Source organism: Micromonospora sp. MA102, assembly GCF_025460765.1.
GTDB lineage: Bacteria > Actinomycetota > Actinomycetes > Mycobacteriales > Micromonosporaceae > Micromonospora > Micromonospora halotolerans.
Genome location: NZ_JAMWEG010000012.1, coordinates 161,062 through 187,477, shown reverse-complemented (window position 1 = coordinate 187,477; position 26,416 = coordinate 161,062). Strand labels below are relative to the sequence as shown.

General features: G+C 75.4%; 26 protein-coding genes and 1 pseudogene. 6 read left to right on the top strand and 21 right to left on the bottom strand.

What is annotated here, in order from left to right:
• Positions 1-63 precede the first annotated feature (63 nt).
• The 7 genes from araB to NFX44_RS23355 all read right to left on the bottom strand — a co-directional run bounded on the left by araB (position 64) and on the right by NFX44_RS23355 (position 8,200).
• Entirely contained in the window at positions 64-1,710 is a 1,647-nt protein-coding gene (araB, locus tag NFX44_RS23385; RefSeq protein ID WP_262285723.1) for a ribulokinase, read from the bottom strand.
• Positions 1,711-1,751: 41 nt separating this feature from the next.
• A complete protein-coding gene (locus NFX44_RS23380) occupies positions 1,752-2,003 on the bottom strand; it encodes a hypothetical protein (protein WP_091258764.1) in 252 nt (83 codons plus the stop codon).
• Between the two features lie 69 nt (positions 2,004-2,072).
• Positions 2,073-3,386 (bottom strand): PLP-dependent aminotransferase family protein, encoded by a 1,314-nt coding sequence (locus tag NFX44_RS23375; protein WP_262285722.1) that lies wholly within the window; start codon positions 3,384-3,386, stop codon positions 2,073-2,075.
• Between the two features lies 1 nt (position 3,387).
• Positions 3,388-4,659, bottom strand: coding sequence for an alpha-hydroxy acid oxidase (locus tag NFX44_RS23370; protein ID WP_262285721.1), 1,272 nt, complete (start codon positions 4,657-4,659; stop codon positions 3,388-3,390).
• Positions 4,652-5,635 (bottom strand): alpha/beta hydrolase, encoded by a 984-nt coding sequence (locus tag NFX44_RS23365; RefSeq protein ID WP_262285720.1) that lies wholly within the window; start codon positions 5,633-5,635, stop codon positions 4,652-4,654. Before NFX44_RS23365 ends, NFX44_RS23370 begins: the two co-directional genes overlap by 8 nt.
• Entirely contained in the window at positions 5,632-6,855 is a 1,224-nt protein-coding gene (locus NFX44_RS23360; protein WP_262285719.1) for a cytochrome P450, read from the bottom strand. The genes NFX44_RS23365 and NFX44_RS23360 overlap by 4 nt, the downstream gene beginning before the upstream one ends.
• A gap of 61 nt (positions 6,856-6,916) precedes the next feature.
• The gene (locus NFX44_RS23355; RefSeq protein WP_262285731.1) at positions 6,917-8,200 is read right to left on the bottom strand and encodes an SGNH/GDSL hydrolase family protein; all 1,284 of its coding nucleotides are present in this window, start codon (positions 8,198-8,200) and stop codon (positions 6,917-6,919) included.
• Between the two features lie 358 nt (positions 8,201-8,558).
• Here NFX44_RS23355 and NFX44_RS23350 point away from each other — a divergent pair, with 358 nt between their 5' ends.
• From NFX44_RS23350 to NFX44_RS23335, 4 genes are all read left to right on the top strand, one after another.
• The gene (locus tag NFX44_RS23350) at positions 8,559-10,127 is read left to right on the top strand and encodes a class I adenylate-forming enzyme family protein (RefSeq protein WP_262285718.1); all 1,569 of its coding nucleotides are present in this window, start codon (positions 8,559-8,561) and stop codon (positions 10,125-10,127) included.
• Positions 10,124-11,347 (top strand): MFS transporter, encoded by a 1,224-nt coding sequence (locus NFX44_RS23345; protein ID WP_262285717.1) that lies wholly within the window; start codon positions 10,124-10,126, stop codon positions 11,345-11,347. Before NFX44_RS23350 ends, NFX44_RS23345 begins: the two co-directional genes overlap by 4 nt.
• A gap of 296 nt (positions 11,348-11,643) precedes the next feature.
• Positions 11,644-12,036, top strand: a complete 393-nt coding sequence (locus NFX44_RS23340; protein WP_262285716.1) for an MmcQ/YjbR family DNA-binding protein — start codon at positions 11,644-11,646, stop codon at positions 12,034-12,036.
• Positions 12,033-12,665: an HAD family hydrolase gene (locus NFX44_RS23335; protein ID WP_262285715.1), complete on the top strand. Its 633-nt coding sequence runs from the start codon at positions 12,033-12,035 to the stop codon at positions 12,663-12,665. Before NFX44_RS23340 ends, NFX44_RS23335 begins: the two co-directional genes overlap by 4 nt.
• A gap of 186 nt (positions 12,666-12,851) precedes the next feature.
• Here NFX44_RS23335 and NFX44_RS23330 read toward each other — a convergent pair whose 3' ends face one another.
• Positions 12,852-13,352, bottom strand: coding sequence for an LOG family protein (locus NFX44_RS23330; RefSeq protein WP_262285714.1), 501 nt, complete (start codon positions 13,350-13,352; stop codon positions 12,852-12,854).
• Between the two features lie 75 nt (positions 13,353-13,427).
• Here NFX44_RS23330 and NFX44_RS23325 point away from each other — a divergent pair, with 75 nt between their 5' ends.
• Positions 13,428-14,120 carry an SGNH/GDSL hydrolase family protein gene (locus NFX44_RS23325; RefSeq protein ID WP_262285713.1) on the top strand — a complete coding sequence of 231 codons (693 nt, stop codon included), beginning with the start codon at positions 13,428-13,430 and terminating at the stop codon, positions 14,118-14,120.
• A 44-nt stretch (positions 14,121-14,164) separates the two neighbouring features.
• On the opposite strand, the gene NFX44_RS23320 is transcribed toward NFX44_RS23325, so the two are convergent.
• A complete protein-coding gene (locus NFX44_RS23320; protein ID WP_262285712.1) occupies positions 14,165-14,851 on the bottom strand; it encodes a TetR/AcrR family transcriptional regulator in 687 nt (228 codons plus the stop codon).
• Between the two features lie 59 nt (positions 14,852-14,910).
• Between NFX44_RS23320 and NFX44_RS23315 the strand changes: the two genes are divergently transcribed.
• A complete protein-coding gene (locus NFX44_RS23315) occupies positions 14,911-15,744 on the top strand; it encodes an alpha/beta fold hydrolase (RefSeq protein ID WP_262285711.1) in 834 nt (277 codons plus the stop codon).
• Positions 15,745-15,754: 10 nt separating this feature from the next.
• Here NFX44_RS23315 and NFX44_RS23310 read toward each other — a convergent pair whose 3' ends face one another.
• The 12 genes and pseudogenes from NFX44_RS23310 to NFX44_RS23255 all read right to left on the bottom strand — a co-directional run bounded on the left by NFX44_RS23310 (position 15,755) and on the right by NFX44_RS23255 (position 26,411).
• The gene (locus NFX44_RS23310) at positions 15,755-17,110 is read right to left on the bottom strand and encodes a hypothetical protein (protein ID WP_262285710.1); all 1,356 of its coding nucleotides are present in this window, start codon (positions 17,108-17,110) and stop codon (positions 15,755-15,757) included.
• Positions 17,111-17,113: 3 nt separating this feature from the next.
• Positions 17,114-18,079, bottom strand: a complete 966-nt coding sequence (locus NFX44_RS23305; protein WP_262285709.1) for an alpha-ketoacid dehydrogenase subunit beta — start codon at positions 18,077-18,079, stop codon at positions 17,114-17,116.
• Positions 18,079-19,050 (bottom strand): thiamine pyrophosphate-dependent dehydrogenase E1 component subunit alpha, encoded by a 972-nt coding sequence (locus NFX44_RS23300; RefSeq protein ID WP_262285708.1) that lies wholly within the window; start codon positions 19,048-19,050, stop codon positions 18,079-18,081. Before NFX44_RS23300 ends, NFX44_RS23305 begins: the two co-directional genes overlap by 1 nt.
• 98 nt (positions 19,051-19,148) lie before the next feature.
• Positions 19,149-19,286, bottom strand: a pseudogene (locus tag NFX44_RS23295) (heme oxygenase); the annotation flags it as partial.
• Positions 19,287-19,288: 2 nt separating this feature from the next.
• Entirely contained in the window at positions 19,289-20,212 is a 924-nt protein-coding gene (locus tag NFX44_RS23290) for a phytanoyl-CoA dioxygenase family protein (RefSeq protein WP_262285707.1), read from the bottom strand.
• The gene (hppD, locus tag NFX44_RS23285; RefSeq protein ID WP_262285706.1) at positions 20,209-21,315 is read right to left on the bottom strand and encodes a 4-hydroxyphenylpyruvate dioxygenase; all 1,107 of its coding nucleotides are present in this window, start codon (positions 21,313-21,315) and stop codon (positions 20,209-20,211) included. Before hppD ends, NFX44_RS23290 begins: the two co-directional genes overlap by 4 nt.
• Before the next feature lie 65 nt (positions 21,316-21,380).
• Positions 21,381-22,604 carry a beta-ketoacyl synthase gene (locus NFX44_RS23280; protein WP_262285705.1) on the bottom strand — a complete coding sequence of 408 codons (1,224 nt, stop codon included), beginning with the start codon at positions 22,602-22,604 and terminating at the stop codon, positions 21,381-21,383.
• Positions 22,601-24,271, bottom strand: a complete 1,671-nt coding sequence (locus NFX44_RS23275) for a class I adenylate-forming enzyme family protein (protein ID WP_262285704.1) — start codon at positions 24,269-24,271, stop codon at positions 22,601-22,603. Before NFX44_RS23275 ends, NFX44_RS23280 begins: the two co-directional genes overlap by 4 nt.
• Positions 24,268-24,771, bottom strand: coding sequence for a beta-ketoacyl synthase chain length factor (locus NFX44_RS23270; protein WP_262285703.1), 504 nt, complete (start codon positions 24,769-24,771; stop codon positions 24,268-24,270). The genes NFX44_RS23275 and NFX44_RS23270 overlap by 4 nt, the downstream gene beginning before the upstream one ends.
• Positions 24,768-25,910 carry a beta-ketoacyl synthase gene (locus NFX44_RS23265; RefSeq protein WP_262285702.1) on the bottom strand — a complete coding sequence of 381 codons (1,143 nt, stop codon included), beginning with the start codon at positions 25,908-25,910 and terminating at the stop codon, positions 24,768-24,770. The genes NFX44_RS23270 and NFX44_RS23265 overlap by 4 nt, the downstream gene beginning before the upstream one ends.
• Positions 25,903-26,148: an acyl carrier protein gene (locus tag NFX44_RS23260; RefSeq protein ID WP_262285701.1), complete on the bottom strand. Its 246-nt coding sequence runs from the start codon at positions 26,146-26,148 to the stop codon at positions 25,903-25,905. Before NFX44_RS23260 ends, NFX44_RS23265 begins: the two co-directional genes overlap by 8 nt.
• A complete protein-coding gene (locus NFX44_RS23255) occupies positions 26,148-26,411 on the bottom strand; it encodes an acyl carrier protein (RefSeq protein ID WP_262285700.1) in 264 nt (87 codons plus the stop codon). The genes NFX44_RS23260 and NFX44_RS23255 overlap by 1 nt, the downstream gene beginning before the upstream one ends.
• Between the last annotated feature and the right edge of the window lie 5 nt (positions 26,412-26,416).

The following is a 26,416-nucleotide window of genomic DNA, read 5'->3' as shown; positions in this document are numbered from 1 at the left end:
ATGATCATGGGGGTGGGTGGGGGGTGTGGGGTGGGTGGGGGGTGGGGCGCCGGGTGGGTTTTCTCAGGGGGTGCGGTGGCGGAGGGTGTTCAGGCGGTGGAGGACGGTGGTGCCGCCGCGGCCGAAGTGGTCGTGCAGGGCGCGGTACTCGGCGTACAGCTCGTCGTAGGCGTCGGCGCGGGCCGGGTCCGGGTGCCAGGTCTCGCGGACCGCCGCGCCCATCGCCGCCGACGCGCTCTCCACATCCGGGTACGCCCCGGCGGCGACCGCCGCGTGGATGGCCGCGCCCAGCGCCGCCGGGTGCGCGGCGTCCACCACGTGCAGCGGGCGGCGCAGCACGTCGGCGTAGATGCGCAGGAGCAGCCGGTTGGCGGTGAGCCCGCCGGCGGCGGTCAGCTCGTCGACCGGTACGCCGGCCGCCTCGAAGGCCTCGACCACGGTGCGGGCGCCGAACGCGGTGGCCTCCAGCAGGGCCCGCCAGATCTCCTCCGGCCGGGTGGCCAGGGTGAGGCCGACCAGCACGCCGCTCAGCTCGTGGTCCATGAGCACCGACCGGTTGCCGCTGTGCCAGTCCAGGGCGAGCAGCCCGTGCCCGCCCACCGGCTGGTCGGCGGCGAGCGAGTCCAGCAGCTCGTGCACGGACAGCCCGCGCCGGGCGGCCTCCTCGGCGTACGGCGCGGGCAGGGCCCGTTCGACGTACCAGGCGAAGATGTCGCCCACCCCGCTCTGGCCGGCCTCGTAGCCCCACCGGCCAGCGGTGACGCCGTCCTCGACGACGCCGCAGACGCCGGGCACCTCGTGGCAGGTCTCCGCGTTCATGATCAGGCAGGTGGAGGTGCCGAGGACGGCGAGCATCCGCCCGGGGGCGACCGACCGGGCCGCCGCCGCGGTGACGTGCGCGTCGATGGCCCCGGCGGCCACCGCGACACCGGCGGGCAGGCCGGTCCAGCCGGCCGCCTCGGCGGTGAGCATCCCGGCCCGGGCGGCCGGCGGCAGCAACGGCCCGCCGTCGATCTTCGCGAGCAGATCGGGCAGGTCCGGGTGCAGCGCGGCCAGGAAGTCCACGGTCGGGTAGCGGCCGTCCTGCCGCAACCCCTTGAAGCCGGCGGCGGAGGCGTTGCGGGTCTCGCGGCCGCAGAGCCGCCGGACCAGCCAGTCGGCGGTCTCGACCCAGCGCTCCGCGCGGCGGAAGACCTCCGGGTCCTCGTCCAGCAGTTCGAGGGCCTTGGCGAGCTGCCACTCGGCGGAGACCCGGCCGCCGTAGCGGGCCAGCCAGGGCTCGCCGCGCGCGGCGGCCAGGGCGTTGATCCGCTCGGCCTGGCGCTGCGCCGAGTGGTGCTTCCAGAGCTTCGGCCAGGCGTGCGGCCGGTCCCGGAACTCGGGCAGCTCGGCCAGTGGGGTGCCGTCGGCGCGGGTGGGCAGCACCGTGCAGGAGGTGGCGTCGAGGCCGATGCCGATCACCTCGGCCGGGTCGATCCCGGCGGCGCGGACGGCGGCGGGCACGGCGGTGCGCAGCACCTCGACGTGGTCGGCCGGATCCTGCAGCGCCCAGCCGGGCGGCAGCGCCGGCCCGCCGGGCAGCCGCTCGGTGATCACCCCGTGCCGGTACGCGTGCACGGCGCTGCCCCGCTCGGCGCCGTCGGCCACGTCGACCACCACGGCGCGCCCGGAGAGCGTGCCGAGGTCCACCCCGACGACGTACCGGCCCACCCGCTGCTCCTCCCCCGAACTGGGAGGATCACGCTAGCCGGTCAGCGCAGCGGGCGCTTGAGGTGGTAGCGGTGCACCTCGGTGCTGCCCTGCACGTTGTTCACGTCCTCGGCGGCGGAGACCAGCTCCCAGCCCTCCCGGCCGACGCGGTTGAGGTGGGCGATCGCGGTGTCGCCGTACGCTGTCACGTCGTTGCGGGACCCGTCCGGGCCGTACCAGACGAACGTGACGTGGAAATTGCGGCCCTGCCCCTGATAGCGGCGGACCAGCAACGCGTACTCCCAGGCAACCATCCGTCCATTATCAACGGTGGCCGCGCCGCCCGGGAACACGGGTGGTGGCGGAACGACGACAGCGCGGTGTCAGGCCGGGGCCCCCACCGCGGACAGCTCGTCGGTGATCAGCGCGGCCAGCCGGTCCAGGCCCACGTCGATCTGCTCGGGGGTGACCGCGCTGACGGACAGCCGCAGGGCGTTGACCGGGACGCCCGCCTCGTAGAAGTGCGCCATGGGAGTCCAGAGCACGCCGTAGCCGCGGGCCGAGCGGTGCAGCAGCGCGTCGTCCACGCCGAACGGCACGGTGACCACCACGAAGAAGCCGCCGGCCGGGACGTTCCAGCGCACCGGCCCGCCGGCCGGGAAGCGCTGGGCCAGGCCGTCGGCCAGGTGCCGCAGGTTGCGGGCGTACGCGGCGCGCTCCCGGGCGGTGGCCGCCACCAGGGAGCAGTCGTGGGCCAGCAGCGCCCCGCCGATCACCGCCTGGCTGATCGGTGAGGTGTTCACGGTGACCATGCTCTTGATCTTGGCGAGCTGGTCGGCGAGCGGGCCGACCGTGCCGTCGGAGCCGGCCACCCGCTGGTCGGCGACGACGTAGCCGACCCGGGCGCCGGGCAGCACGGTCTTGGCGAACGAGCCGAGGTAGACCACCCGGCGGCGGGTGTCCAGCGCCTTGAGGGTGGGCAGCCGGTCGGCGCCGGCGGCCGGGAACAGGCCGTACGGGTTGTCCTCGATCAGCAGCAGCTCCTCCTCGGCGGCCAGGTCGAGCAGCCGCCGCCGCTGGGCCAGGTCCATGCTCACGCCGGAGGGGTTGGCGAAGTCGGGCATCACATAGCAGGCGCGCGGGCGCAGCCCCTCGGCGCGGGCGCGGTGCGCCTGGGCGCGCAGGTCCGCCAGGTCGACGCCGTCCGGGCCGCCGGCGACCGGGCGCACCGGCAGGTCGACCAGGCGGGCCGCGCCGGTCAGCCCGACGTACGTGGGGGCGACCGCGAGCAGCACGTCCCGCGGCCCGGCCCGCAGCGCCCGCAGCACCAGGAACATCGCCTCCTGGCAGCCGACCGTCACCACGATCGCCTCGGGGTCGACGGTGAGCCCCTCGTCGACGGCCAGGTTGCGGGCGATGAGGTGGTGCACGATGCCCTTGGTCCGGCCGTACTGGAGCAGCGTCCGGTCGATCTGCGCGCGGCTCAGGCCCAGGCCGTCGGCGAGGTGCCGGCGGAAGGCGTCCAGGTGCTCGTGCAGCACCGCGGCGTCGAAGAACTCCTCGTACGGCCGGCCGGCGGCGAGCGACACGGCGTCCGGGTAGTGCTGCGCCACCTCGTTGAGGAAGTTCATCGAGTTCAACGCGGGGTCGTCCACGCTCGGGTGCAGGGCCGCGACGGACAGGTCCACCGGCTCCACGTCAGCCTCCGATCAGGGTTCGCAGCTGGCGGGCGGCGGCCGGGTCGGCGCAGCCGCTGAGGATCAACGCGTCGCGCAGCTCGGCGGCGAGCAGCGCCAGGGCCGCCTCCGCGCCGGCCCGCCCGCCGGCCGCGAGGGCCCAGAGCATCGGCCGCCCGACCAGCACGCCGGCCGCGCCGAGGGCGAGGGCGCGCAGCACGTCCGTGCCGCCGCGCACGCCGCTGTCCAGCAGCACCGCGCAGCGCTCCCCCACCGCGGCGACCACCTCGGGCAGCACGGCCGCGCTGCCCGGCGCGCCGTCGAGCTGCCGGCCGCCGTGGTTGGAGACCACCACCGCGTCGACGCCGAGTTCCGCGGCGCGGGCCGCGTCGCGCGGGTCCAGGATGCCCTTCACGAGCAACGGCACCGGGGTACGCTCCCGCAGCCACGCCAGGTCGGCCCAGCTCAGCGCGGGCGCGAAGACCGCGCCGGTGTGCACGGCCACGGCGGACACCCCGGGGGTGCCCTGGTGGGCCAGGTCGTCCCGGCCGCCGGGCAGGTTCGCGGCCGTGACGTGCGGCGGCAGGGCGAAGCCGTTGCGCACGTCGCGCAGCCGCCGGCCGAGCACCGGCACGTCGACGGTGACCATGAGCCCGGCACAGCCGGCGGTCAGCGCCCGGTCCAGCAGGTCGGCGACCATGGCGCGGTCACGCAGCCAGTAGAGCTGGAACCAGACCGTGCCGCCGACCGCGGTGACCTCCTCGATCGGCGTGCTGGCCAGGGTGCTGGCCACGTAGGGCACGCCCGCCGCACGGGCCGCCGCGGCGAGCCCCACCTCGCCGTCGGGGTGCAGCAGTTTCTGGTACGCCATGGGCGCGACGGCCACCGGCAGGGCGAACCGGCCGCCGGGCAGCGGCGCCTCGGTGGCCGGGGTGTCCACCCCGGCCAGCATCCGGGGCAGCACCGCCACCCGGTCCAGCGCGGCCCGGTTCGCGGCCAGGGTGATCTCGGTGCCGCTGCCGCCGGCCACGAAGTCCCACACGTCGGCGGGCAGTGCGGCCCGGGCCAGCCCGGCGAAGTCGGCCAGGCTGGCCGGCGGCGCGAACGCGGGTTCGCCGGGCTCAGCCGGTCCTCGCCCCGCCACCGGGTCCACCGGCGTCGGAGCGTCGGCCACGATCGGGCCGGCCGCGTCGTGGGGGCGCCGCCCCGGCGGCGCACCGGTCGGGGTGACGTCCGCCGGGTCGAGCGGGTGAGGCGCCGCCGGCTCCGGGTTGGTCGTCCGGAGGTCAGCCATGGCCCGGTCCGCCCGCGGCCGTGCCGGCGGCCGATCCGGCCGGGGCGAGCCCGAACCGGGCCCGCAGGAAGGCGGCCACCTGCTCCTGCGCCCGCCGGCCGGCGTCGAACACCCCCGGCATGGCGAAGAAGCCGTGCACCATGCCGTCGTACCGGGTCGCCTCGGTGGGCACGCCGGCCTCGGTGAGCCGGTCGGCGTACCGCTCGCCCTCGTCGCGCAGCGGGTCGTGCTCGGCGGTGACGACCAGCGCCGGCGGCAGGCCGGCGAGGTCCTCGGCGAGCAGCGGCGAGGCGAGCGGGTGGGCCGCGTCGCCCGGGTCGGCCAGGTAGTGCCCCCGGTACCACTCGACGGAGTGCCGGTTGAACAGCAGCGGGTCCTCCGCGCCGGTGGGCGCGCGGCGGGGCCGCTGGTCGGTGTTCGGGTAGACCAGCACCTGGGCGGCGAGCCGCGGGCCGACGTCGGCGCGGGCCAGCAGGGTGACCGCGGCGGCCAGGTTGCCGCCCGCGCTGTCCCCGCCCACCGCGAGCCGGTCCGGGTCGACGCGGAACTCGTCGGCGTGCGCGGCCAGCCGGCGCACCGCGGCGTGGCAGTCGTCCACGGCGGCCGGGAAACGGTGCTCGGGGGCCAGCCGGTAGCCGACGGTCACGGTCTGGCAGCCGGTGAGGTTGACCAGCCGGCGGCAGATGCCGTCGGCGGTGTCCACGCTGCCCAGCGTCCAGCCCCCGCCGAAGAACCAGACGAGGGTGGGCAGCGGCCCGTCGGCGGCCGGCCGGTGGATGCGCACCGGCAGCGGCCCGTCCGGGCCGGGGACCTGCGTGTCGCGTACCTCGTGCACGGGCTCGACCGCGCCGGCGCCGGCGCGGATCGCGGCGAGGTCGGCGGCGCGGGCCTGCGCCAGGGTCTGGGTGTAGAGCGGCGCGGTGCCGGCGGCCGCGCGCGCGGCCCGCCACGCGACCACCTGCGGGTGGAGGGTCATCGGGCCTCCCCGGTGGTGACGAAGAGTTTGTCGATGCCGCGCAGGAAGAGGCTGCCGCTGTAGGTGTAGGGCCGGGTGACGGCCAGCTCGGGGAAGCGGGCGAAGAGCCGGGGCAACGCGAGCCGGCCCTCCAGCCTGGACACCGCCGAGCCGAGGCAGAAGTGCAGCCCGACACCGAAGGCGAGCGACGGCGGGCCCGCGCGGTGCGGGTCGAAGCGGTCCGGGTCGGGGAAGCGGGCCGGGTCACGGTTGGCCGCGGCGATCAGCAGCAGCACGTTCTCGTCCCGCGCGACCGGCACACCGCCCAGCTCGGTGTCGTGCGGCGCGGAGCGGGCCAGGAAGTGCACCGGGCTCTCCATCCGCAGGACCTCGTCCACGCAGCCGCGGGCCAGCGCGTCGTCGCCGGGCAGCGCGGCCACCACGTCCGGATGGGCCAGCAGCAGCGGCAGGCCGTTGCTGAACATGTAGACGGTGGTGACGAAGCTGGCGTTGAACAGCACGATGAGGTTGCTGATCAACTCCTCCTCGGTCAGCTCGACGCCGCCCGCGTCCAGCACCTCGACCAGCCCGCTGATCAAATCCTCCCCCGGCTGCTCGCGCCGGTGGGCCAGCAGCTCGCGGTAGTAGCCGCGCAGCTCGTCGGCGGCCTGGTTGGCCCGGGCCAGCCGCTCCGGCGTCTTCCCGGCCACGTCCAGGTACTCGTCGATCCAGTCGACCCGCTGCCGGTACCAGGCCAGGTCCGCCTCGGGCAGGCCGATGAACTCGGCCATCACGAGCGCCGGGACCGGGTACGCGAAGTCGGCCACGAAGTCCACCTCGGCGCCGTCCGCGCCGGCCTCGGCCATCCGGTCCAGCCGCTCCTCGACGATCCGGACGATCACCGGTTCCAGCGCGCCGAGCCGGCGCGGGGTGAACGTCCTGGCGAAGACCGCCCGCATCCGGGTGTGGTCCGGCGGGTTGACGAACATCATCGAGGTGAGGAAGGTGCGCAGGATCTCCTGGTCCTGCCAGCCGGGCGGGGCGCCCTTGTACCAGCCCGGGTCCCGCAGCACCTGGTCGACCAGGTCGTAGCCGCCGGACACGGCGGTGATCGTGCTGTGCTCGGCCCGCTTCGGGACCGCGCTGATCGCCCCGTGCTCGTGCAGGGCCGCGTACCACGGGTACGGGTTCTGCCGGCCCTCCTCGCTGTACAGGCCGGTCAGGATCGCGTCGACGTCCACAGTTTCCTCCCCAGGAAAGACGGCGGGGGCGGCGTCGGTGCCGACGCCGCCCCCACCGGTGTCACAGACCCAGCAGTCGCAGGGGCACGGCGTCGGCCATCGCCTGCGCGCCGACGTCGTTCGGGTGGATGTGGTCCCCGGCGTCGTACGCCGGCAGCAGCCGGCTCGGGTGCGTCGGGTCGCGCAGCACGGCGTCGAAGTCGATCACTCCGTCGAACTCCGCGCCACCGGCGCCGCGCAGCCAGGTGTTGACCGCCTGCCGGGTGGCCTCCTTCTCCGCGGTCCACACCCCCGGGCCACCGTTGCCCTCGTACGGGGTGATCGTGCCGACCAGGCTGGTCAGCCCGCGCTCCTGGACCTGCCGGTTGAGCTGGCGCAGCGAGGCGATGATGGCCTCCGCGCTGTCGCCGTTCATCCAGATGTCGTTGATGCCCAGGTGGGTGACGACGGTCCGCACCCCGGTCTGCGGGAAGACGTCCTCGTTGAGCCGGGCCAGGGCGTTCGGGCCCAGCTCGTAGTAGCCGGGGAAGTCACCTGCGCCGGGCTCGGTGCCCTCGTGGTTGAGCCGGTTGCCGGAGAGGCTCAGGTTGAGCACGCCCGGGGTGCGCACGTCGGGGCGGGCGTCGATGAGCCGCCTGGCCAGCAGGTCCGGCCAGCGCCGGTCGGCGTTGACGGTGCTGCCGTTGCCGTCGCCGATCGAGTCACCGAGGACGACCACCGAGCCGGGGCTGAGCCGGCGTTCCACGTCGAGGCCGGAGAGGAACATCCAGCAGCAGTTGGGCTTGATGGTGAAACCGGCGCCGCCGGCCGCGGTGGTGAGGTCGGTGGCGCCGATGAAGTTGGTGACCCGGGACTGCCCGTGGAAGGTGACCGGGCCGGTGAGCACCGGGAAGTACAGGGTGACGACCAGGTCCTCCTGCTCCGCCACCCGGTAGGACAGCGGGTCGCTGAGCAGCTCGGCGCCCCTGTTGATGGTGGCCGACGAGGCGCCCTGGAAGGTCAGCTCGCGGACGCTGGCCGGGTCGACGTCGGACAGGTCGTCGGGCGTGGCGGTGTTGGGGCGGGCGACGGTGGCGTGGCCGACCTTGACGGCCTGCTCGCCGTAGAGGTTGGTCAGCCGGACCCGGAGGCGGTCGCCGCCGACCGTGGTCTGCACCGGCATCCGGATGCTCTGGTTGTTCAGGCCGGTGTTGGTCAGGCCGACGGTGTTCCCTCGGGTCACCGCGGCGGCCCAGGTCCCGGCCCACTCGGCACGCCCGTGCCGGGCGCTGTCCGGGTCGGCGGGACCGGCGCTCGCGGTGACCGCGGGGGTGCCGGCGATCAGCAGCGTTGCGGCGGAAGCTATGACGTGCCATCTCTTCGGGGTCGGCATTGAACCTCCATCGTTGGCAGCCCCGGGCAGCGGCGCGATCGGCGCCGCCGCCGGGCGATGGACCGGAAACTAACCGTCGGCGGTGACGAGCGTCAATCGACCTGATCGACCCGATCAAATGTCTTCGGGGTGCCGGCGAACGCCGTTCGGGCGCTGTCCTCTCCGGACCCGGGCTGCCTAGGCTCGGCACTGGCGGCGGTGCGGTCGCCGACCCTGGCACCTGCCGTCGCGTCCCGGCTCCGGCCTGCCCGGACGCCGCCACGGCGGTCGTCGTGGCACCGCGCTCCGGTGCCACCGCCGACCGTCCCCGGACCACGATGGGGGCTGCCCGATGACCGACCGGCCGAACTACGTGCACGAGGCGCTGGACCTGCTCGCCGGGTTCGGCGACCGGGAGGCGCTCGTCGGCGGGGGCCGCCGGCTCACCTACCCCGAGGTCGCCGCCGAGGTGCGCGGCCTGGCCGGCGCGCTGCTGCGGCACGGCGTACGCCCCGGGGACGCGGTGCTCGTGATGCTCGGCAACACGCTGGAGGGGCCGCTGCTCCAGCTCGCGCTGCACCTGCTGGGCTGCCGGAGCATGTGGGTCGCCCCGGTCACCTCCCGGCGGGAGATCGACGAGTTCGTCGCGCTGGCCCGGCCCGACGCGTTCGTGCACGACCCGCGCGACCCGCTCGGCGCGGGGATCGCGGCCGGGCTGACCGTACCGGTGCTCTGCCTCGGGCCCGGCGGCGCGGGCCCGGACCTCACGGCCGCCGCCGGCGAACCGGCCGACCTGCCCGCCGCGCCGCCCGCCCCGGAGTCGTTCCTCCAGACCAGCGGCACCACGGGCACCCCGAAGCTGGTGCACCACCGGGAGTGCTTCTACCGGCAGATCCTCGCCCTGGCCGCCGACTTCCGGTCGGCCGGCTTCCCGCTGCTGCGGCACCTGTCCCACTCGCCCATGTGGCTGGCCAGCGGCCAGATCACCACCCTGTTCAACCTGTTCACCGGCGGGGTGCTGTTCCTGCGCGAGCAGTGGGACCCGGCCGCGTTCATCCGGACCGTGGACGCCGAGAAGCTGACGTCCACGTTCGTCACCCCGCCGATGCTCTACGAGGTGCTCGACCACCCGGCCCTCGACGGCGCCGACTTCTCGGCCATGTTCATGTTCAACGTGGGCGCCGGGCCCGCCGCGCCCGCCCGGCTGCGCCAGGCGATCGCCCGCTTCGGCCCGTGCCTGCGCATCGTGTACGGGCTCAGCGAGGCCGTGGTGATCTGCGCCCTGCCCGGGCTCACCGAGGACCCCGAGCACCCGGAGCGGCTGCGCTCGTGCGGCCGCCCGTACGGGGACGTGGCCGTGGAGATCCGCGACGCCGACGGCCGGGTGCTGCCGGCCGGTGTGGACGGCGAGGTGTGGGCTCGCACCAAACTGAGCTTCGCCGGCTACCACGGGCAGCCGGAGCTGACCGCCGAGACGCTCGTCGACGGCTGGGTGCGCACCCGCGACATCGGCCACCTCGACGACGACGGCTACCTCTACCTGGTCGACCGGCTCCAGGACCGGATCCTCACCCGCCAGCGGAGCTGGCCGATCTACTCCCGGCCCATCGAGGACATGCTCGCCGCCCACCCTCAGGTGCGCGCCGCCGCGGTGATCGGCGTGCCGGACCCGGTTGCCGGGGAGCTGCCGCACGCGTACGTGGTGCCCGCGCCGGGGGCCACGGTGACCGGGGAGGAGCTGATCGGGCTGGTCACCCGGGAGCTGAGCGAGACCTGGGCGCCCGGCGCCGTGGAGTTCCTGGACGCGCTGCCGCTGAACCGCTCCGCCAAGGTCGACAAGCGCGCCCTGCGCGCCCGGTACGCCGCCGCCCACCCGGCCGACGCCGAGTCGCTGGGCACGGCCATCGGCAGCCCGGCGTGACCCCGCGCCGGGAGCTCTACACGCTGGTCGGCGCCGACCTGCTGTCCAACCTGGGCACCCGGATCTCGGTGGTGGCGATCCCCTGGCTGGTGCTGGAGACCACCGGCAGCCCGACCCGGATGGGCCTGGTCGCGGCGGCGGAGACCCTGCCGTACATGCTCTCCAGCGCGCTGGCCACCCCGTGGGCGGACCGCTTCGGGGTACGCCGTACCTCGGTCGCCGTGGACGCGGCCAGCGCGGCCGCCATGGCCGTCGTGGCGCTGGCCCCCTGGCTGGGGTTCGGCACGCTGCTGGTGCTGGTCGCGGTGGCCGGCGGGCTGCGCGGCATCGGCGACCGGGTCAAGCACGTGCTGTTCAAGCCGGCCGCCGAGCGGGCCGGGGTGCCGCTCATCCGGCTCACCTCCGCCTACGACGGCCTGGCCCGGGGCATGACGCTGTTCGGCGCGGTGCTCGGCGGGCTGCTCATCGACTGGGTGGGGGTGACCCGGGCGATCTGGATCGACGCGGCGACGTTCGCGGCGTGCGCGCTGGTGATCGGCCTGCTGGTCCGGCCGCCCGCAGTTGCCCAGCCGGCGCCCCGGGAGAGCTACCTGCGGGCGCTGCGCGGCGGCTTCGCCTACCTGCGCACCGACCGCACGCTGCTGACCATGCTGATCGTGGTCTCCGCGTCGAACATGTTCGCCAACGCCAGCGTCGCCGTGTGGATCCCGCTCTGGGTGGACCGGGTGCTCGGCGACCCGGCCGGGTTCGGCCTGCTGCTGGGGATGTTCTCCGCCGGCGCGTTGCTGGGCAACCTGCTCTTCACCGTGGCCGGCACCCGGCTGCCCCGGGGGACGACGTTCGCGCTGGGGCTGGCGCTCAGCGGCGCGCCCCGGCTGCTCGCCCTGGCGCTCAGCGACGACCTGGTGGTGGTGCTCGTCGTGACGTTCGTGTCCGGCATCGCGATCGCGGCCGTCAACCCGCTGCTCGGCGCGACCCTCTACGAGCGGGTGCCGGAGTCGCTGCAGACCCGGGTGCTGGGTATCTCCGGCTCGGTGGCCTTCCTGGGCCTGCCCGTCGGGGCGCTGCTCGGCGGCTGGTCGGTGGCGGTGCTCGGGCTGACCCCGGCGTTGCTCGTGATGGCGGTGGCCTGCCTGGTGCTCACGGTGGCGCCGCTGCTGGTGGCCCGCCCGCCCGCCGATCGGCCGGCGGCGGAACCGGTGGCCTCCACCCCGGCCTGACGCGTCGCACCCCTGCGCCGCCCGGCCCTCTGCACGCCGGCCGCGGGCGCGGTCAGCGGTAGCGGAGTTCCACGACGCCGTTGCCGCGCCGCCGAGGGCCAGGTCGCCGCCCGGCTGCTCCTTGAGCGCCCGCACCTCCTCGGGGTCGACCTCGCGCACCACGGTGGTGTTCCAGTCGGCGTGCTCAAGGGTCCGGGAGTAGACGATTTTCGGCATGTCCCGCGACCGCAGCGGCCGCCGAGGTCCCCGCGGCCGATCTGTCAGGGGGTGTCGGTGGGTCGGCGTAGGGTCGGCCCATGGCCACCTGGGACGACGTCCGGCGGATCGCGCTGGCCCTGCCGGAGACCACCGAGCGCGGTTCGCACGACGACCTGCCCGCCTGGCGGGTGCGCGACAAGCTGTTCGTCTGGGAACGCCCGCTGCGCCGCGCCGACCTCGACGCGCTGGGTGACGCCGCGCCCGACGGCCCGATCCTGGGCGCCCGGGTGCCCGACCTGGGCGCCAAGGAGGCCCTGCTCGCCGACGACCCCGAGGTCTACTTCACCACGCCGCACTTCGAGGGCTACCCGGCGGTGCTGGTCCGGCTCGACCGGATCGGGGTCGACGAGCTGACCGAGCTGGTCACCGAGGCGTGGCACGCGCGCGCCCCGAAGCGGCTGGCCGCCGCCCACCGGGCGGAGACCGCATGACCGTGCCGGTGGCCGGCATCGTCTTCGACATGGACGGCACGCTGATCGAGTCGCACGAGGTGGTGCCCGCGGCCTACCGCGCGGCGGTGCGGGCCGGCGGCGGGCCGGAGCACACCGACGCCGACGTCATCGCCGGCTACTCGCTCGGTTCGCCGGCCGACCTGCTGACCCACCTGCTGGGGCGGCCGGCCACCGACGCGGACCTGGCCGCCTACCACGCCCAGCTGGCCGCGCTCGCCGAGCGGGTCACCGTCTACCCCGGGGTGGCGGAGGTGCTCGCCGAGGTCGCCGCCCGGGTGCCGGTGGGCGTGTTCACCGGCGCGAGCCACCGGGCGGCCCGGATCCTGCTCGACCGGGTCGGCCTGCTCGGCCGTTTCCGGGTGGTCCTCGGCGGTGACCAGGTGGCCCGGCCCAAGCCGGCGCCCGACGGCGTCGAGCTGGCCTGCCGGCGGCTGGGCGTGGACCCGGCCCGCGCCGCGTACGTGGGTGACTCGCCGTTGGACCTGCGGGCCGCCCGGGATAGCGGCGCCGTGGCGGTCGCCGCGGCCTGGGGCCACCAATACGACCCGGCGGAGGCGGCCGATGTCAGCGCGGCCCGGCCCGGGGATCTGCTCGCGCTGCTGGGCTGACCGGACGCCCGGCACCCGTCGGGGTCACGCCTCGGGGCCCGGCGACCCTCCTCGCGGCGACCGCGCTGCTCATGGTGTTCGCCCTGGGCCGGCCGCTCGTGCCGCCGGCCCGGGAGCCGACCGTCGCACACCAGGTCCACGCCGCGGCGGCCACCGCGTCGGCGCTGCTCACCGCGGCGGCGGCCGTCAGGTCGCGGTCGGGCGCGGAGGGGCCGGTTCCGGCCGGTTCCCGAGGGCCAGGCGCACGGCGTCCTCGGGTGTGACCGCGTGGACCGGGCCGGGGACCGGGACACCGCGGGCGTCCACGACGCGCCAGCCGCCGAGCACCACCACTGGGATGTCGCCCCGCCGCAGGGCCAGCGCCACCTCGCTGAGCGTCCCCCAGGAGCCGCCGACGGCGATCACCGCGTCCGCGCTCCACACGAGGATGGCGTTGCGGGCCTGACCCATGTTGGTGACCACCGAGGCGGACAGCTCGGCGGGGGCGGGGACGGTGCCGTCGTCGGGGCGTACCCCGATGACCAGGCCGGCGCGGTCCCGCACGCCGGCGGCGACTGCGGCCATCACCCCGCCGCCTCCGCCGCACAGCACGGTGGCGCCGCGCCCGGCCAGCAGCTCCCCCACCCGCCGGGCCTGCGCCCGTTCCTCCGACGTCGCCTCCGCCGGCCCGCACACCGCCACCTGCATCCCGCCATTGTCGCCGGTCCGCGGGCGCCGGCCTCATGATCGACGGATCCGGCACGGCTGGGTTAGCGTGCGGGGATGGGATCGACGGTGACCGAAGCGACGGATCCGTGGTGCCTGCGCCCGGGTGAGGCCGCCGAGCTGCTGCGGGGGCACCCGTGGCGGCGGTTCGTGGTGCTGGGCGACAGCGTGGCCGAGGGGATGTGCGAGCCGGTCGACGGCTACCCGGATCTCCAGTGGGCCGACCGGATCGGTGCGGAGCTGCGCGCGGCGCGGCCGGAGCTGGCGTACCGGAACCTGGGGCGGCGCGGGCTGCGCGCGCACGAGGTGCGGGCCACCCAGTTGGCGCCGGCGCTGGAGTTCGCGCCGGACCTGGCGCTGGTGGTGTGCGGCGGCAACGACGCGTTCCGGCCCGCGTACGACCCGGAGGCGGTGGACGCGGAGCTGACCGCGATGGTCACCGCGCTCCAGGGCGCCGGGGCGGACGTCATCACGGTCGGCATGTTCGACGTGTCGCACAGCCCGGCGGTGCCCGACCCGCTGCGAGCCGGCCTCGGTGAGCGGATGCGCCGGCTGTCCGCCCACACCCGGCGGCTGGCGGAACGGCTGGGCACGCTGCACGTGCATCTGACCGACCACCCGCTCGTCGTGGATCCGTCGCTGTACAGCAGCGACGGCCGGCACGGCAGCGCCCGCAGCGACGCGGTCGCCACCACGGAGACCCTCCGCGTGCTCGGCGCCCACCTGGGGACGACCGCCGAACCGGCCTGACCCGCCCGCGCGGCCCGGATCCCCGGCGCGGCTCAGCCTGCGGGTCAGGTGGGGTCGGTGGTGAGCAGGCCGGCCAGCAGGCTGCGCAGGGTGCGCTCGAAGAGGTCCCGGTCGGGCGGCGGGGACGGGGGTTCGGCGAACGCGGCGGCCAGATGCGGGTACGCCGCCAGGTCGACGCGGTCGAAGGTGACCGTCCCGGCGGCCGCCGCGGCGCGGGCGAAGAGCGAGACCACGCCGGTGACCATGGCGATGGCCTCGAACTTCGCGGCGACCCCGGTTCGGACCGGTTGCAGCAGGCGCAGGCAGGCGTCGAAGTGGGCCAGGGTGTTCGGGCCCGGGGCGGTGGGCCGGGCGATGGCGTCGGGCAGCCACGGGTGCCGCCGGTACAGCGCGAGCTGGCGGCGGGCCAGCCGGAGGAACCGGTCCTGCCACGTTCCGTCGTCGTCGGCCGGGTACGGCCGCAGCTCGCCCGCGCACCGGTCGACCATGAGGTCCAGCAGGTCGTCGCGGGAGGACAGGTGCCGGTAGAGCGAGCCGGCGGCCATCCCGAGCGCACCGGCGACCGCGCGCATCGACACGGCGCCCAGCCCGTCGGCGTCGGCCAGCGCGACGGCGGCGGCGACGATCTCGTCCCGGCTGTGCGTCGGGGCGGGGCCGCGGGCGCCGCGCTGCGGCCGGGTCCAGACGGACCGCTTGCCGGGCTCCTCGGAATCGGTGGATGCGCCGCTCACGACACCCACTGTAAACTGCAAACAGCGTTCGCGGTTTTGCGGGGTCGGAGGGAGCAGTCATGCAGCGGATCACGGCACCGGACGGCGCGGGGATCGTCCTGCACTCGAGGGGCACGGGACCGGATCTCGTGCTGGTGCACGGGGGCGGGGTCACCATCCACGAATACCGGCGGCTGGCCGCGCGGCTCGCCGACCGGTTCACCGTCCACCTGTACAACCGGCGGGGCCGGGCGGACGCGGCGGCGCGGCGCGAGCCGTACACGGTGGAGCAGGAGATCGACGACCTCGGCGCGGTCCTCGCACACACCGGCGCCCGCCGGGCCATCGGGCACAGCTACGGCGCGTTCGTCGTCCTGCGGGCCGCGCTCCGGCTGCCGCTGGACCAGATCGCCCTCTACGACCTGCCGCTCCGCCTGGCCGGGCACGGCCTGCCCACCGCGTTCCTCGACCCGGCCGAGGAGGCGATCCGGGCCGGTGACCCGGCGCGGGCGCTGGCGATCGTGGGGGCGGCCGTCAACCCGCAGTCAGCCGCGTCGCGGCTGCCCCTCGCCGTGCGCACCGCGATCTGCCGGGCGTTCCTGCGCACCGAAGTCGGTCGGACGATGGGCAGCCTGGTGGGGATGACGCTGGCCGAGTCGCGGCAGATCCAGGCGCACGAGGGGCCGGCCGCGGAGTACGGGCGGATCACCGCCGAGGTGCTGCTGGTCAGCGGCGCCCGGGCCGCCCCCTACTTCACCGAGATCAACGACCTGCTGGCCGCCGCCCTCCCCCGGGCCCGGACCATGCGCGTCCCGGGCAGCGCCCACAACGGCATCGCCGTCGCGCCCCCGAAGCTCGTCAACCCCATCGCCGCCTTCTTCACCACCCCCACCGCACCGGCCACCCGACAGTGACGAGCCGGGGTCAGTCGGTCAGGAGGATGCCGGTCATGAGGACGCCCCGGGCCAGGTTGAGGACCTCCTCGCAGCCCGGGTAGCCGACCCGCGCCAGGGCGCCGGAGCCGGTCCGGCCGAACAGGTACGGGGCGAGGCTGTAGGGGACCTCGGCGGTGACCGTCTCCCCGGTCTCGATCTGCACGAAGTCCATGGCCACCCGGTCGGCCTCGTGGTAGCGCTGGAGGATGTTGCCGCCCGCGTCGATGGCGGCGCGGACCCCGTCCTCCCAGGCCACCGGGCTCATCGTCCGGCCGATCAGCACCCCGTGCCCCGCCGAGCCGCCGGCCGGCTTGGCGACCAGGTCGGCCTGCTCGGCGAGGGCCCGGTCGAGCTGGTCGGCGGTGAGCGCCACGGTGTGCGGGACGTACCGGCGGATCAGCGCCTGGTCGGCCTCGGCCAGCAGGTCCAGGTCGGCCCACAGCCAGGCGTAGTTGAGCTTGTTGCTGAGCAGCCAGGCGGCGCTGCTGACGAACATCGGCAGGGTGCCGGCCGCGAGGGCGCCGGCCACCGCGTCGAGGCCGGAGCTGGGGGTGACCCGGTTGGGCACGAAGAGCCGGAACAGCGCGTCCACCGGGGCGCCGCCGACCACGAGCCGCCGGTGCTCGTCCAGGGTGGCCGTGCGGACCGGGGCGATGACCAGGTCGATGCCGAAGCGCGCGGCCTGGTCGGCGAGCGGCGAGAGGATCCGGATGAAGGTGTCGGGATCGTCGAGGCCCGGGTACTCGGCGTCGAAGTCCATGAGCAGCGCCACGCGGGCGCCGTCGGGCAGGCCGAGGGTGTCCCGGATGGCCACGAACCGCTGGTCGAGCAGGGACGGCGCGGGCCGGACCGCCCGGCCGTCGAGCAGGCCGTGCTCGCGGTAGAGCTCGGCGTACCGGTAGATCACCGTGTCGGCGTCGAAGCCGCCGCCGAGGCTGCTGTCGATGTTGTACTCCACGATGCACGGCACGCCGCCGGAGAACAGCACGTCGGGCCGGTACGCGGCGAGCAGCCCCTCGTGCAGCGGCTCGTCCTCGTCCAGCAGCCGGGTCTCCCCCACCGGCACGTCGAGCAGCCGGCGCAGGTCACCGGCGGTGCGGGCCCGGCGCCGGCAGGCCTCCAGGATGAGCTGGACGATCCGGTCGCACACCTCGTTGAGCTCCCGGAACGCGTCGGCCGTGAGCACCGGTGGCCGGGCGAGCCGCCACTGCTTGTTGTACGTGGCCCGGCCGTGGAAGATCTTCTCCCAGGCGCCGGCGCCGGCCGCGACCATCGCCGTACGGGTCGACTCGGGCAGGTCGGTCCACGCCTGCCCGGCGGGCGGCCACGGATAGTTCGGGTCCATCGTTCATCCGTCCTTACAGGTCAGTTGGATGGCGGCGGTGAGCTGGTCGCGGCCGGGTTGCACGGCCCGGTCGAGGGCGGGCGCGAAGGGCAGCACCGCGCCGTCCGGCCGGGTGACCCGGCGCGGCGGCGCGGCGAGCGGGACCCGCTCGACGACGGTGGCGATGATCTCCCCGGCGATGCCGCAGGACCGGTTGGAGTCGTCCACCACCACGAGGCGCCCGGTGCGGGACACCGAGTCGAGCAGCCCGTCCCAGTCGAACGGGTACAGCGTGCGCGGGTCGAAGACCTCCACCGAGACCTGGCCGGCCAGTTCGTCGGCGACGACCAGCGCGTCGTGCACCAGGTGCCCGACGGCGACCACCGTGACGTCGGCGCCCGGGCGGCACACCACGCCCCGGCCCAGCGGCACCGGGGCGAGGTCGGTGACGTCGGCCCGCACGTCGAGGGCCCCGGCGGGGGCGAACACCACCACCGGGTCGTCGCAGCGGATCGCCGAGACCAGCAGCCCGTACGCGTCGGCCGGCGTGGCCGGCACCACGGTGGTCACCCCGACGTGGGCGAAGAGGCTGTACGGGTGGTCGGAGTGCTGCCCGGCCCAGCCGGTGCGGGAGCCGGAGCCGGGCACCAGGTAGGTGACCGGCACGGCGCACTGGCCGCCGGTCATCAGCGGGAACTTGTGGGCGTGGTTGACGATCTGCTCGAAGACCAGGAAGAGCAGCGACGGGATCTGGAACTCGATCACCGGGCGTGCCCCGGCCAGCGCGGCGCCGGTGGCGAAGCTGGTGAACGCCTGCTCGGACAGGGGCGTGTCGAGGACCCGCCCGGGGCCGAACCTCTTCAGCAGGCCGGTGGTGACGCTGGCGGCGGCCACCCGGATGTCCTCGCCGAGCAGGAAGACCGACTCGTCGCGGGTCATCTCGTCGGCGAGCGCCCGGGTGAGCGCCCGGCGGTAGGAGAGCCGGGGCATCAGCCACCTCCGGTCCGGGCGGTGAGCCCGCTGGCGTACAGGTGGTCGAGGGCGGTGGCGGGGTCGGGCGCCGGGCCGGCCAGCGCGAAGTCCACCGCCGCGGCGAGGGTGGCCTCGATTTCGGCGTCGACCGCCGCCCGCGCCCCGGCGGGCAGCCGGCCGCCCTGGATGCGCACGGGGTCCCGGCGGCGTGCGGCGGCCACCTCCTCGGGCGGGCGGTAGTCGAGGCGTACCCGGTGCTCGAAGGTGTGGTGGGCGTCGAACCGGTAGGTGCGGGCCTCGACCAGCTCCGGGCCGCCGCCGGCGCGCATCCGCGCGACGGCGGCGGCGGTGACCTCGCGTACCTTCTCGGGGTCCTGGCCGTCGACGGCGACCGCCGGCATGCCGAAGGCGGCGGCGCGGCCGGCGATGGTGCCGGCGACCGCGCCCCCGACCGGCATGGTGGTGGCGTAGCCGTTGTTCTCGCAGACGAACAGCACCGGCACCCGCCAGAGCGCGGCCAGGTTGAACGCTTCGAGGAGCATCCCCTCGTTGACCGCGCCGTCGCCGAAGAAGGTCGCCCCGACCACGTCGTCGCCGCGCCGCCGGCGCGCCCACACCGCTCCGGTGAGGATCGCGCCGGCGGCCCCGACGATGGCGTTGGCGCCGAGCACCCCGACGCCGAAGTCCGCGGCGTGCATCGACCCGCCCCGGCCCCGGTTGAGCCCGGTGACCCGGCCGCACAGCTCGGCGAGCATCCGGGCCGGGTCGGCGCCCTTGGCCAGGACGTGCCCGTGCCCGCGGTGGGTGCCGGTCACCAGGTCGGCGGCGCGCAGCGCCGCGCAGACCCCGGCGGCGACGCCCTCCTGCCCGAGGTACGGGTGGATGCCGCCGACGATCTCCCCGGCGTCGACCAGCTCGATGGCCCGCTCCTCGAAGCGGCGGATCAGCCGGACCGTCCGGTAGAGGCCGACCGGGTCGGGACCGGTCACGCCGGACGACCCTCCTTGATCGCGGCCAGGATGCCGTCCCACAGCCGCGCCCGGGCGGCGAGCGCGTCGTTGACCGTGTCGGCGCACTCCTGCCGCCCCATGAAGGTGACAAGCGCCTCGTGGGTGTCCAGGTTGGCGTAGAGCGGGTGCTTGACCACCACGTCGCGGCGGTCGGTCACCGCCCGCTCCAGCCGCTCGATGCCCGGGTGCGTCCGACCCCAGTCGTACCGTGACATGTTCAGCCTCCCTGCGGGGCGCGGCCGCGCCAGATGACCGGGCAGAATGCGGGATCCGCGTAGTCCGGCCGGCCCTCCGGGGTGCGGCGGACCAGCACGTCGTGGTTGTACGCGGCGAGCGTGCCGTCGGAGAGCGGATACTCCCGCCAGGCGTTGGCGCCGTCCTGCAGGTGCAGCGAGATGGCCTGGCGGGGTCGGCCGCTCACGTTGGCCCCGCTGCCGTGGTAGACGCGGCAGTGGTGGAAGCTCATGTGTCCCTTCGGGATCACCATGGGGACCTTGCGGATCTCCGCGCCGTTGTGGGCGGCGTTCTCGGCGAGCATCGCCTCCAGCTGGTCGCGGTCCCGGTCGGCGAAGTGCCGCACCACGGTGTCGTCGGCGCCGATCTCCCGCCAGCGGTGCGACCCGTCGACGATGGTGATGGTGCCCATCTCCTCGCCGCAGTCGTGGAACGGGATGAACGCGGTGAGCATGTTCTCCGAGGAGGACGACGCCCAGTAGTGCTTGTCGAAATGCCAGGGCACGATGTTGGACGGCTCACCGGAGATCGGCGGCTTGTGGATCAGGGTGGACTGGAAGATCCGGATCTCGCCGGCCCGCGCGAGCCGGGCGGCGACCGCACCGATGAGCGGCTTGCGCAGGATCCGGCCGATGGCGTCGTGCTCGTGGTGCACGTAGTCGTTGTGCCGCTGCACGTCGCCCTTGGCGGGCTCCCAGTAGGCCAGCTTCGGCGGGCGGACGGGCAGCCGCCGGTCCCGCTCCCCGCCGTAGTAGCGGTCGGTCGCGGCGGCGAGCGTGTCCACCTCCTCGTCGGTGAGCAGCTTCCCGCTCAGGTACCAGCCGTGTTCGGCGTAGTGCCGCACGTCGGACTCGGACGGCAGCAGCGCCTCCTCCTCGGCGGTCAGTGCCGGATGTGTCGTGGTCATGCCCGAACCCCTCCTGCCGTCCCGGCCGCGACGGCGGGGGTCGCCCCCGCCGCGGCGAGTTCGCGTTCCTTGGCCTCGTAGAGCGCCTTGATGTTGCCGCTGCCGAAAGTGCGCGCCCCGCGCCGCTCGATGAGTTCGAGGAAGAGGGTGCGGCGCACGTGCATCGACTCGGTGAAGATCTGCAGCAGCTGGCCGTCGTGGTCGGAGTCGACCAGGATGCTCAGGTCGCGCAGCCGGTCCAGCGGCGCGTCCACCTTCCCGACCCGCCGCTCCAGGTCGTCGTAGTAGGCGTTCGGGGTGCCGGCGAAGCGCACCCCCCGGCCGGCGAGGGCGCCGACCGCCGTGACGATGTCGTCGGTGCGCAGCCCGAGGTGCTGCACCCCGGCGCCGGCGTGCCAGCGCAGGAAGTCCTCGATCTGCCCGGGCCGCCGGCCGGTGTCCGGCTCCAGCAGCACGAGGGTGACCCGCCCGGACGGGCTCTGCACCACCTTCGAGTTCATCGCCTGCCCGGCGACCTCGATGTGCTCCTCGAAGATCTGCGCGAAGCCGAAGACCTTCTCGTAGTGCCCGATCGTCTCGTCGAGCTGGCCCGGCGGCACGCAGACCGCCAGGTGGTCGATCTCGGCGAGCAGCCGGGTGCCGCCGCCGCCGGGCAGCTCCTCGATCGCCCCGGGCAGGAACCGCGTCCGGTCGCCGCGCCGCTCGACCAGGCGGTGCAGCACGTCGCCGAAGCCGCCCACCTCGGCGGTCACCACCTCGGCGTCCGCGCCGGTGAAGGTGCGCGGCGCGGTCACCGCGGTCGCGCCCCGGGCAACCAGCTCCGCGTACGCGCCGGCGGCGTCGTCGACCTCCAGGGCCACCACGGCGATGCCGTCGCCGTGCCGGTGCACGTACGTCGACGCCGGGTGCTCGGCGGTCAGCCCGGTGGTGAGCACCATCCGGATGTCGGCCTGTTGAAGCAGCAGCGAGCGCTGCCCGGCCAGCCCGGTCTCCGGGCCGCCCTGGCCCCGCACCCGCAAGCCGACGGCCGTGTCGAAGTAGAAGGCGGCCTGGCGGGCGTCTCCGACGTACAGCTCGATGTGGTCTATTCCATTGATGTCCATAGGTAGCCTTTCCCCCTGTTCCCCCCGTGACTGCGACCCGGGCGTCCGCCCGGGGTGGCGTCCGATCAGTTGCGGCGCAGCAGCAGGCTGACGTTCTGGCCGCCGAACCCGAACGAGTTGGTCAGCGCGTGCTCGGCCCGGGTCTCCCGGGGTGCGGCGCGGACGTGGTCCGCCTCGCAGTCCGGGTCCGGGTCGTCGAGGTGGTAGGTGGGCGGGAGCAGCCCGCGCGCGAGGGCGAGAGCGGTGGCCGCCGCCTCCAGCACGCCGGAGGCGCCGAGCAGGTGCCCGGTGAGCGCCTTGGTGGAGCTGACCGGCACCCCGCCGGCGCCGAACACCGCGGCGAGGGCGGTGGTCTCGGCGATGTCGCCGAGCTTGGTGCCGGTGCCGTGCGCGTTGACGTAGCCGACGTCGGCCGGCGTCACGCCCCCGCCGGCCAGCGCCCGGCGCATGCACGCGGCCGCCCCCGCGCCGTCCGGCCGGGGCGCGGTCGGGTGGTGGGCGTCGGTGTTCACCCCGTAGCCGGCGACCTCGGCGTAGCCGGTGACCCCCCGGGCGGCGGCGTGCTCGGCGCGTTCCAGCACCAGCAGCGCCGCCCCCTCGGCCAGCACGAACCCGTTGCGCCGCTTGTCGAACGGTCGGCTGGCCTCGGTGGGGTCGTCCCAGCCGCGGGCCAGGGCCCGGGCGTTGCCGAAGGTGTCGGCGAAGGTCGGGAACAGCGGCGCCTCGCTCGCCCCGCAGACCACCACGTCGGCCTCGCCGGCCCGGATGAGGCGTACCCCGTCGGCCACCGCCTGGGCGCCGGAGGCGCAGGCCGTGCCCACCGCGGAGCTGTAGCCCCGGATGCCGTGGGCGATGGCGATCCGGGCCGACGGCATGTTCGGCAGGATGCCGGTGAGCAAGTACGGGCTGACGGCCGCCCGGCCCCGCGCGGCGCGGGCCAGGACCTGGCTCTCCAGGGTGGACATCCCGCCGACCCCACCGACGATCACCCCGATCCGGTCCGGGTCGACGTCGCGTCCCACCTCGATGCCGGCGTCGGCGAGCGCCTCGGCCGCGGTGATCAGGGCGAGCAGCACGACCCGGTCGAGCACCTTGGTCTCCGGGCCCGAGGCGACGCTGCGCGGGTCGATGTCCGGCAGGATCCCGGCCACCTCGAGGCTGCCCCGAGCCGGGTGCCCCTCGGGCGGCCGGCACAGCCCGGACCGTCCGGTGGTGAGCGCCGCGAACGTCTCCTCGACGCCCCGGCCGGCCGGGGTGAACAGCCCCATGCCGGTGATGACGGCGCTCATGACGGGGCCTCGGCGAGATAGCGCTCGCGCAGCGCGACCTTGCGGACCTTGCCGGTCACGGTGACCGGGATGTCGTCGGCGCGCACCGGCACCACCCGGCGCAGCGTGGCGGCCAGGTCCGGCCCGATCGCGGCCCGGATGCGCGCGGTACGGTCCTCGGCCGGGTCCGCCCCGGCGGCCAGCTCCAGCAGCACGTCGGTCACGACTGCTCCGGGTCGCGGCGCGGCGTCAGGCGCGCCGAGCCGGAGTGGTCGACCCACCGTGCCACCCTCGGAGACGATCACCACGGTGCAGTCGGTGACGTCGGCGCAGGCCGCGAGGATCCGCTCCTCGGACAGCGCGGTGAAGAAGCGCTTCCCGTCGCCCGTCTCGACGGAGTCCACGGCCCGGTCGAGGTGGTAGTAGCGGCCGTCGGCGTCGGCGCGGACCAGGTCGCCGGTGAGGTACCAGCCGCGCAGCCGGGACCGGTAGGTGGTGACCGAGTCGTTCCAGTAGCCGCGGAACAGCGACGGCGAGTCGATGCCCAGCCAGCCGACCTGCCCGGGCGGCAGCTCGTTGCCCGCCTCGTCGAGCACGGCCACCCGGGTGAACCGGTACGGCCGCCCGACGCAGCGGCCGTACCGGTCGGTGTCGACGGTGTGCGTGACGTGGAACATCGAGTGGCCCATCTCGCTGGAGCCGAGCCCGTCGATGAAGACCGAGCCGGGCACCCGGGTCACCCCGTCGCGGGTCATCACGTCCCGCGAGCCCACCTTGACCAGCCGACGCACGTGCGGCTCGTGCGAGCAGTCGCCGGTGTTGAACCACAGCCGCACCGACTCCAGGTCGTACGCGGACAGGTCGAAGCGGGCCAGCTCGGCCCAGGTGACGGAGAAGCCGAACACGCCGTCCGGCCGCCAGCGCTGGATCGCGTCGAGCACCCGCTCGCCGCCCTGCTCGGAGAGGAGGTACATCTCGGCCCGGTTGCCCAGCGCCTGGTTGACCATCAGCACCGTCGCGGTGTGCGGGGCGGGCAGCGCGTTGAGGATCCGGGTGGTGCCCTGCGCCTGCGGCATGGCGAGCAGGTGCCGGGTGGCGGCGAAGAGGCTGGCGTGCGAGTGCAGCACCGCCTTCGGCACCCCGGTGGTGCCGGAGGTGTGGGTGATGACGACCGGGTCGTCGTCGTGGTGCCGGTAGTGCGGCGGAGCCGCGGCCGGGTCGCCGCCGCCCGCCTCGGCGGGCTCGCCGAGCAGGGGGGCGCCCAGGTCGTGCCCCCGCAGGGCGGCGGCGTGCGCGGCGTCGGCGAGCACCCCGGCGGCGCGCAGCCGGCGGACGTACTCGGCGGCGATCTCCGGGCGCAGCCGGCCGTTCATCAGCGCCGGGATCGCGCCGAGCCGGGCCAGCGCCAGGAACGACAGCACCATGTCGGCGGCGGAACCGGCCCAGACGGCGACCGGGTCGCGCGGCCGGATCCCGCGCTCGTGCAGCCAGGCGGCGCGGGCGGCGACCAGCTCGTCGAGCCGGCCCAGGGTCAGCGGGGTCTCGGCCGGGTGGCCGTCGACCGCGGTGTCGAAGGTGAGCCCGGGCCCGTCCCGGTCGGCGCCGTGGGCCAGCACCCGGGCGAGCACGTTCCCCGCGCCCAGCTCGGTGTCGGCCGCCAGGGCGCCGCGGAGTCCCCTCGTCCTCATTGACGTGTTCCCTCCCCCAGCAGCACCGCGGTCGCCTCGCCCGGCGTACCGTCCGGTGCCTGTTCGATCAGGACCAGCAACGCCTGCGCGGCGTCGCCGTCGTACAGCAGCAGGTCCGCCTCGGCGGTGCCCTCGGCCCGGGGCTCCCCCGTCGGGCTCAGGCACACCACCGGCCCGTCCAGTCCCCAGCGCGCCGCGACGTGCCCGGCCACGCTGTTCGGCACCGACTGGAAGAAGAACAGCGGGCCGACCCGGCCGCCGGCCGCGACCGTGGCCCGGACGTGCGCGGCGCTGGCCCGATCGCCGCTCGCGCTGACCAGCACCACCGCCGTGCGGTTGCCGACGGCCAGCGGCCCCGCGCCGTACCGGGCGCGCAGGCAGCGGTCGGCCACCGCCACCACCAGCGGCGCGAACGCCGAGTGCACGAAGCCCGGCACGGCCGGCGGCGGCCCGTCACCGGCCTCCGGCCAGCGCGCCTCGGCCAGCACGGCGGCGGTCACGGCGCACCGACCAGCAGGGCGGTGTTCGCGCCGCCGAACGCGGCGTTGAGGGTCAGCGCGTGGGCGGTGGCCGCCGGGCGCGGCGCGTCGGTGACGACGTCCAGCGGGCAGCTCTCGTCGGGGCCGAGCCAGCCGGCGTTGACCGGCAGCTTGCCGTGCCCGAGCGCGAGCACGGTGACCACCAGTTCGAGCAGGCCGGACGCCTCCAGCGCGTGCCCGTGCACCGCCTTCGTGGAGCTGACCGGGATCCGCCCGGCCGCCGCGCCGAACACCCGGCCCAGCGCCGCCGCCTCCGACGCGTCGCTGTACGGGGTGCCGGTGGCGTTGGCGTTGACGTAGCCCACCGCCGTGCCGGGCAGCCCGGCCCGGCGCAGCGCCGCCTCGACCGCCCGGGCCAGGCCCAGCCCCCGCGGGTGCGGCTGGCACGGGTGGTACGCGTCGCCGGCCCGCCCCCAGCCCGCCACGGTCCCCAGCGTCGGGGCGCCCCGTCCGGCGGCGGCGCGGGCCGACTCCAGGACCACGGCCACCACCCCGTCGCCGAGCAGCAGGCCCTGCCGGCCGGCGCTGAACGGTCGGACCGCGCCGTCGGCGGCGAGCGCCCGGCCGGCGTCGAAGAGGGCGTACTGGTCCGGCTCGACCAGGTAGCCGGCGGCGACCACGACCCGGTCCAGGCCGCCCCGGCCGATCAGGGTCGCGGCGTCGGCGACCGCGGTGCTCGCCGATACGCAGGCGGTGGTGTAGACGCGGGTGCGTTGCCCGAGGCCGCAGCGGCGGGCCAGGTGGCCGGCGAGCGCCGGCACCGCCGGCCCGGCGTCCCCGCCGTCCGGTCCCCGGGGCGCCGGCAGGGAGTGCGGACCGCCGTGCGCGGCCAGGAACAGCGCGGCGCCCGCGCGGTGCGTGCGGTCCAGGCCGGCCGCCCGGCACGCACGGTCGACCGCGTCGGCCAGCTCGTCGGCGAGGGTGCCGACCTCGGGCAGGGTGGCCGCCACGGTGACCCGGCGGCCGGCGGTGTCGAAGCGGCGCACCGGTGTGAACGCCGGGGTGCCGGCGAGCACCCCGGCGAGCAGCGCGTCGGCGCCCCTGCCGAGGGCGCTGAGCGCGTGGACGCCGGTGATCCGTACAGGCTCCCGCTCAGCCATCTGCGGGAACGGTCAGCGAGGTCTGGAACACCGCCAGCGCGTCGTCGACGGTGCGGATGCCGGCGAGCTGGTCGTCGGTCAGCTCCAGCCGGCGGTCGTAGCGTTGCTCGACGAGGTGCACGAGCCAGGCCAGCTCCATCGAGCCGATCCGGTCGGGCACCTGGTCGACGGGTTTCGCGGTCAGTTCGGCGAGCATGCTCACCAGGTCAGCTCGCCCCAGGTCGGGCTGACCGGTCATCAGGACTTGTCGCTGTTCGCGGCCGCCCGGTCGGCGACCATCGTGGTGAACTCGCCGACCGTCATGAGGGCCAGCTTCTCCGACTCGTCGTCGGCGAACTTCAGGCCGTACCGGTCCTCGACCCGGACCGCGAGGTCGGCCAGGGCCAGCGACTCGAGGTCGACGCCGGAGGGGCCGAGGGTGGTGTCGTCGTCGATGTCCTCGACGTCGTAGTTCATGTCGGCGAGCTGCTCGATGACGAAGACGCGGACCTCGTCTCGCATGGCGT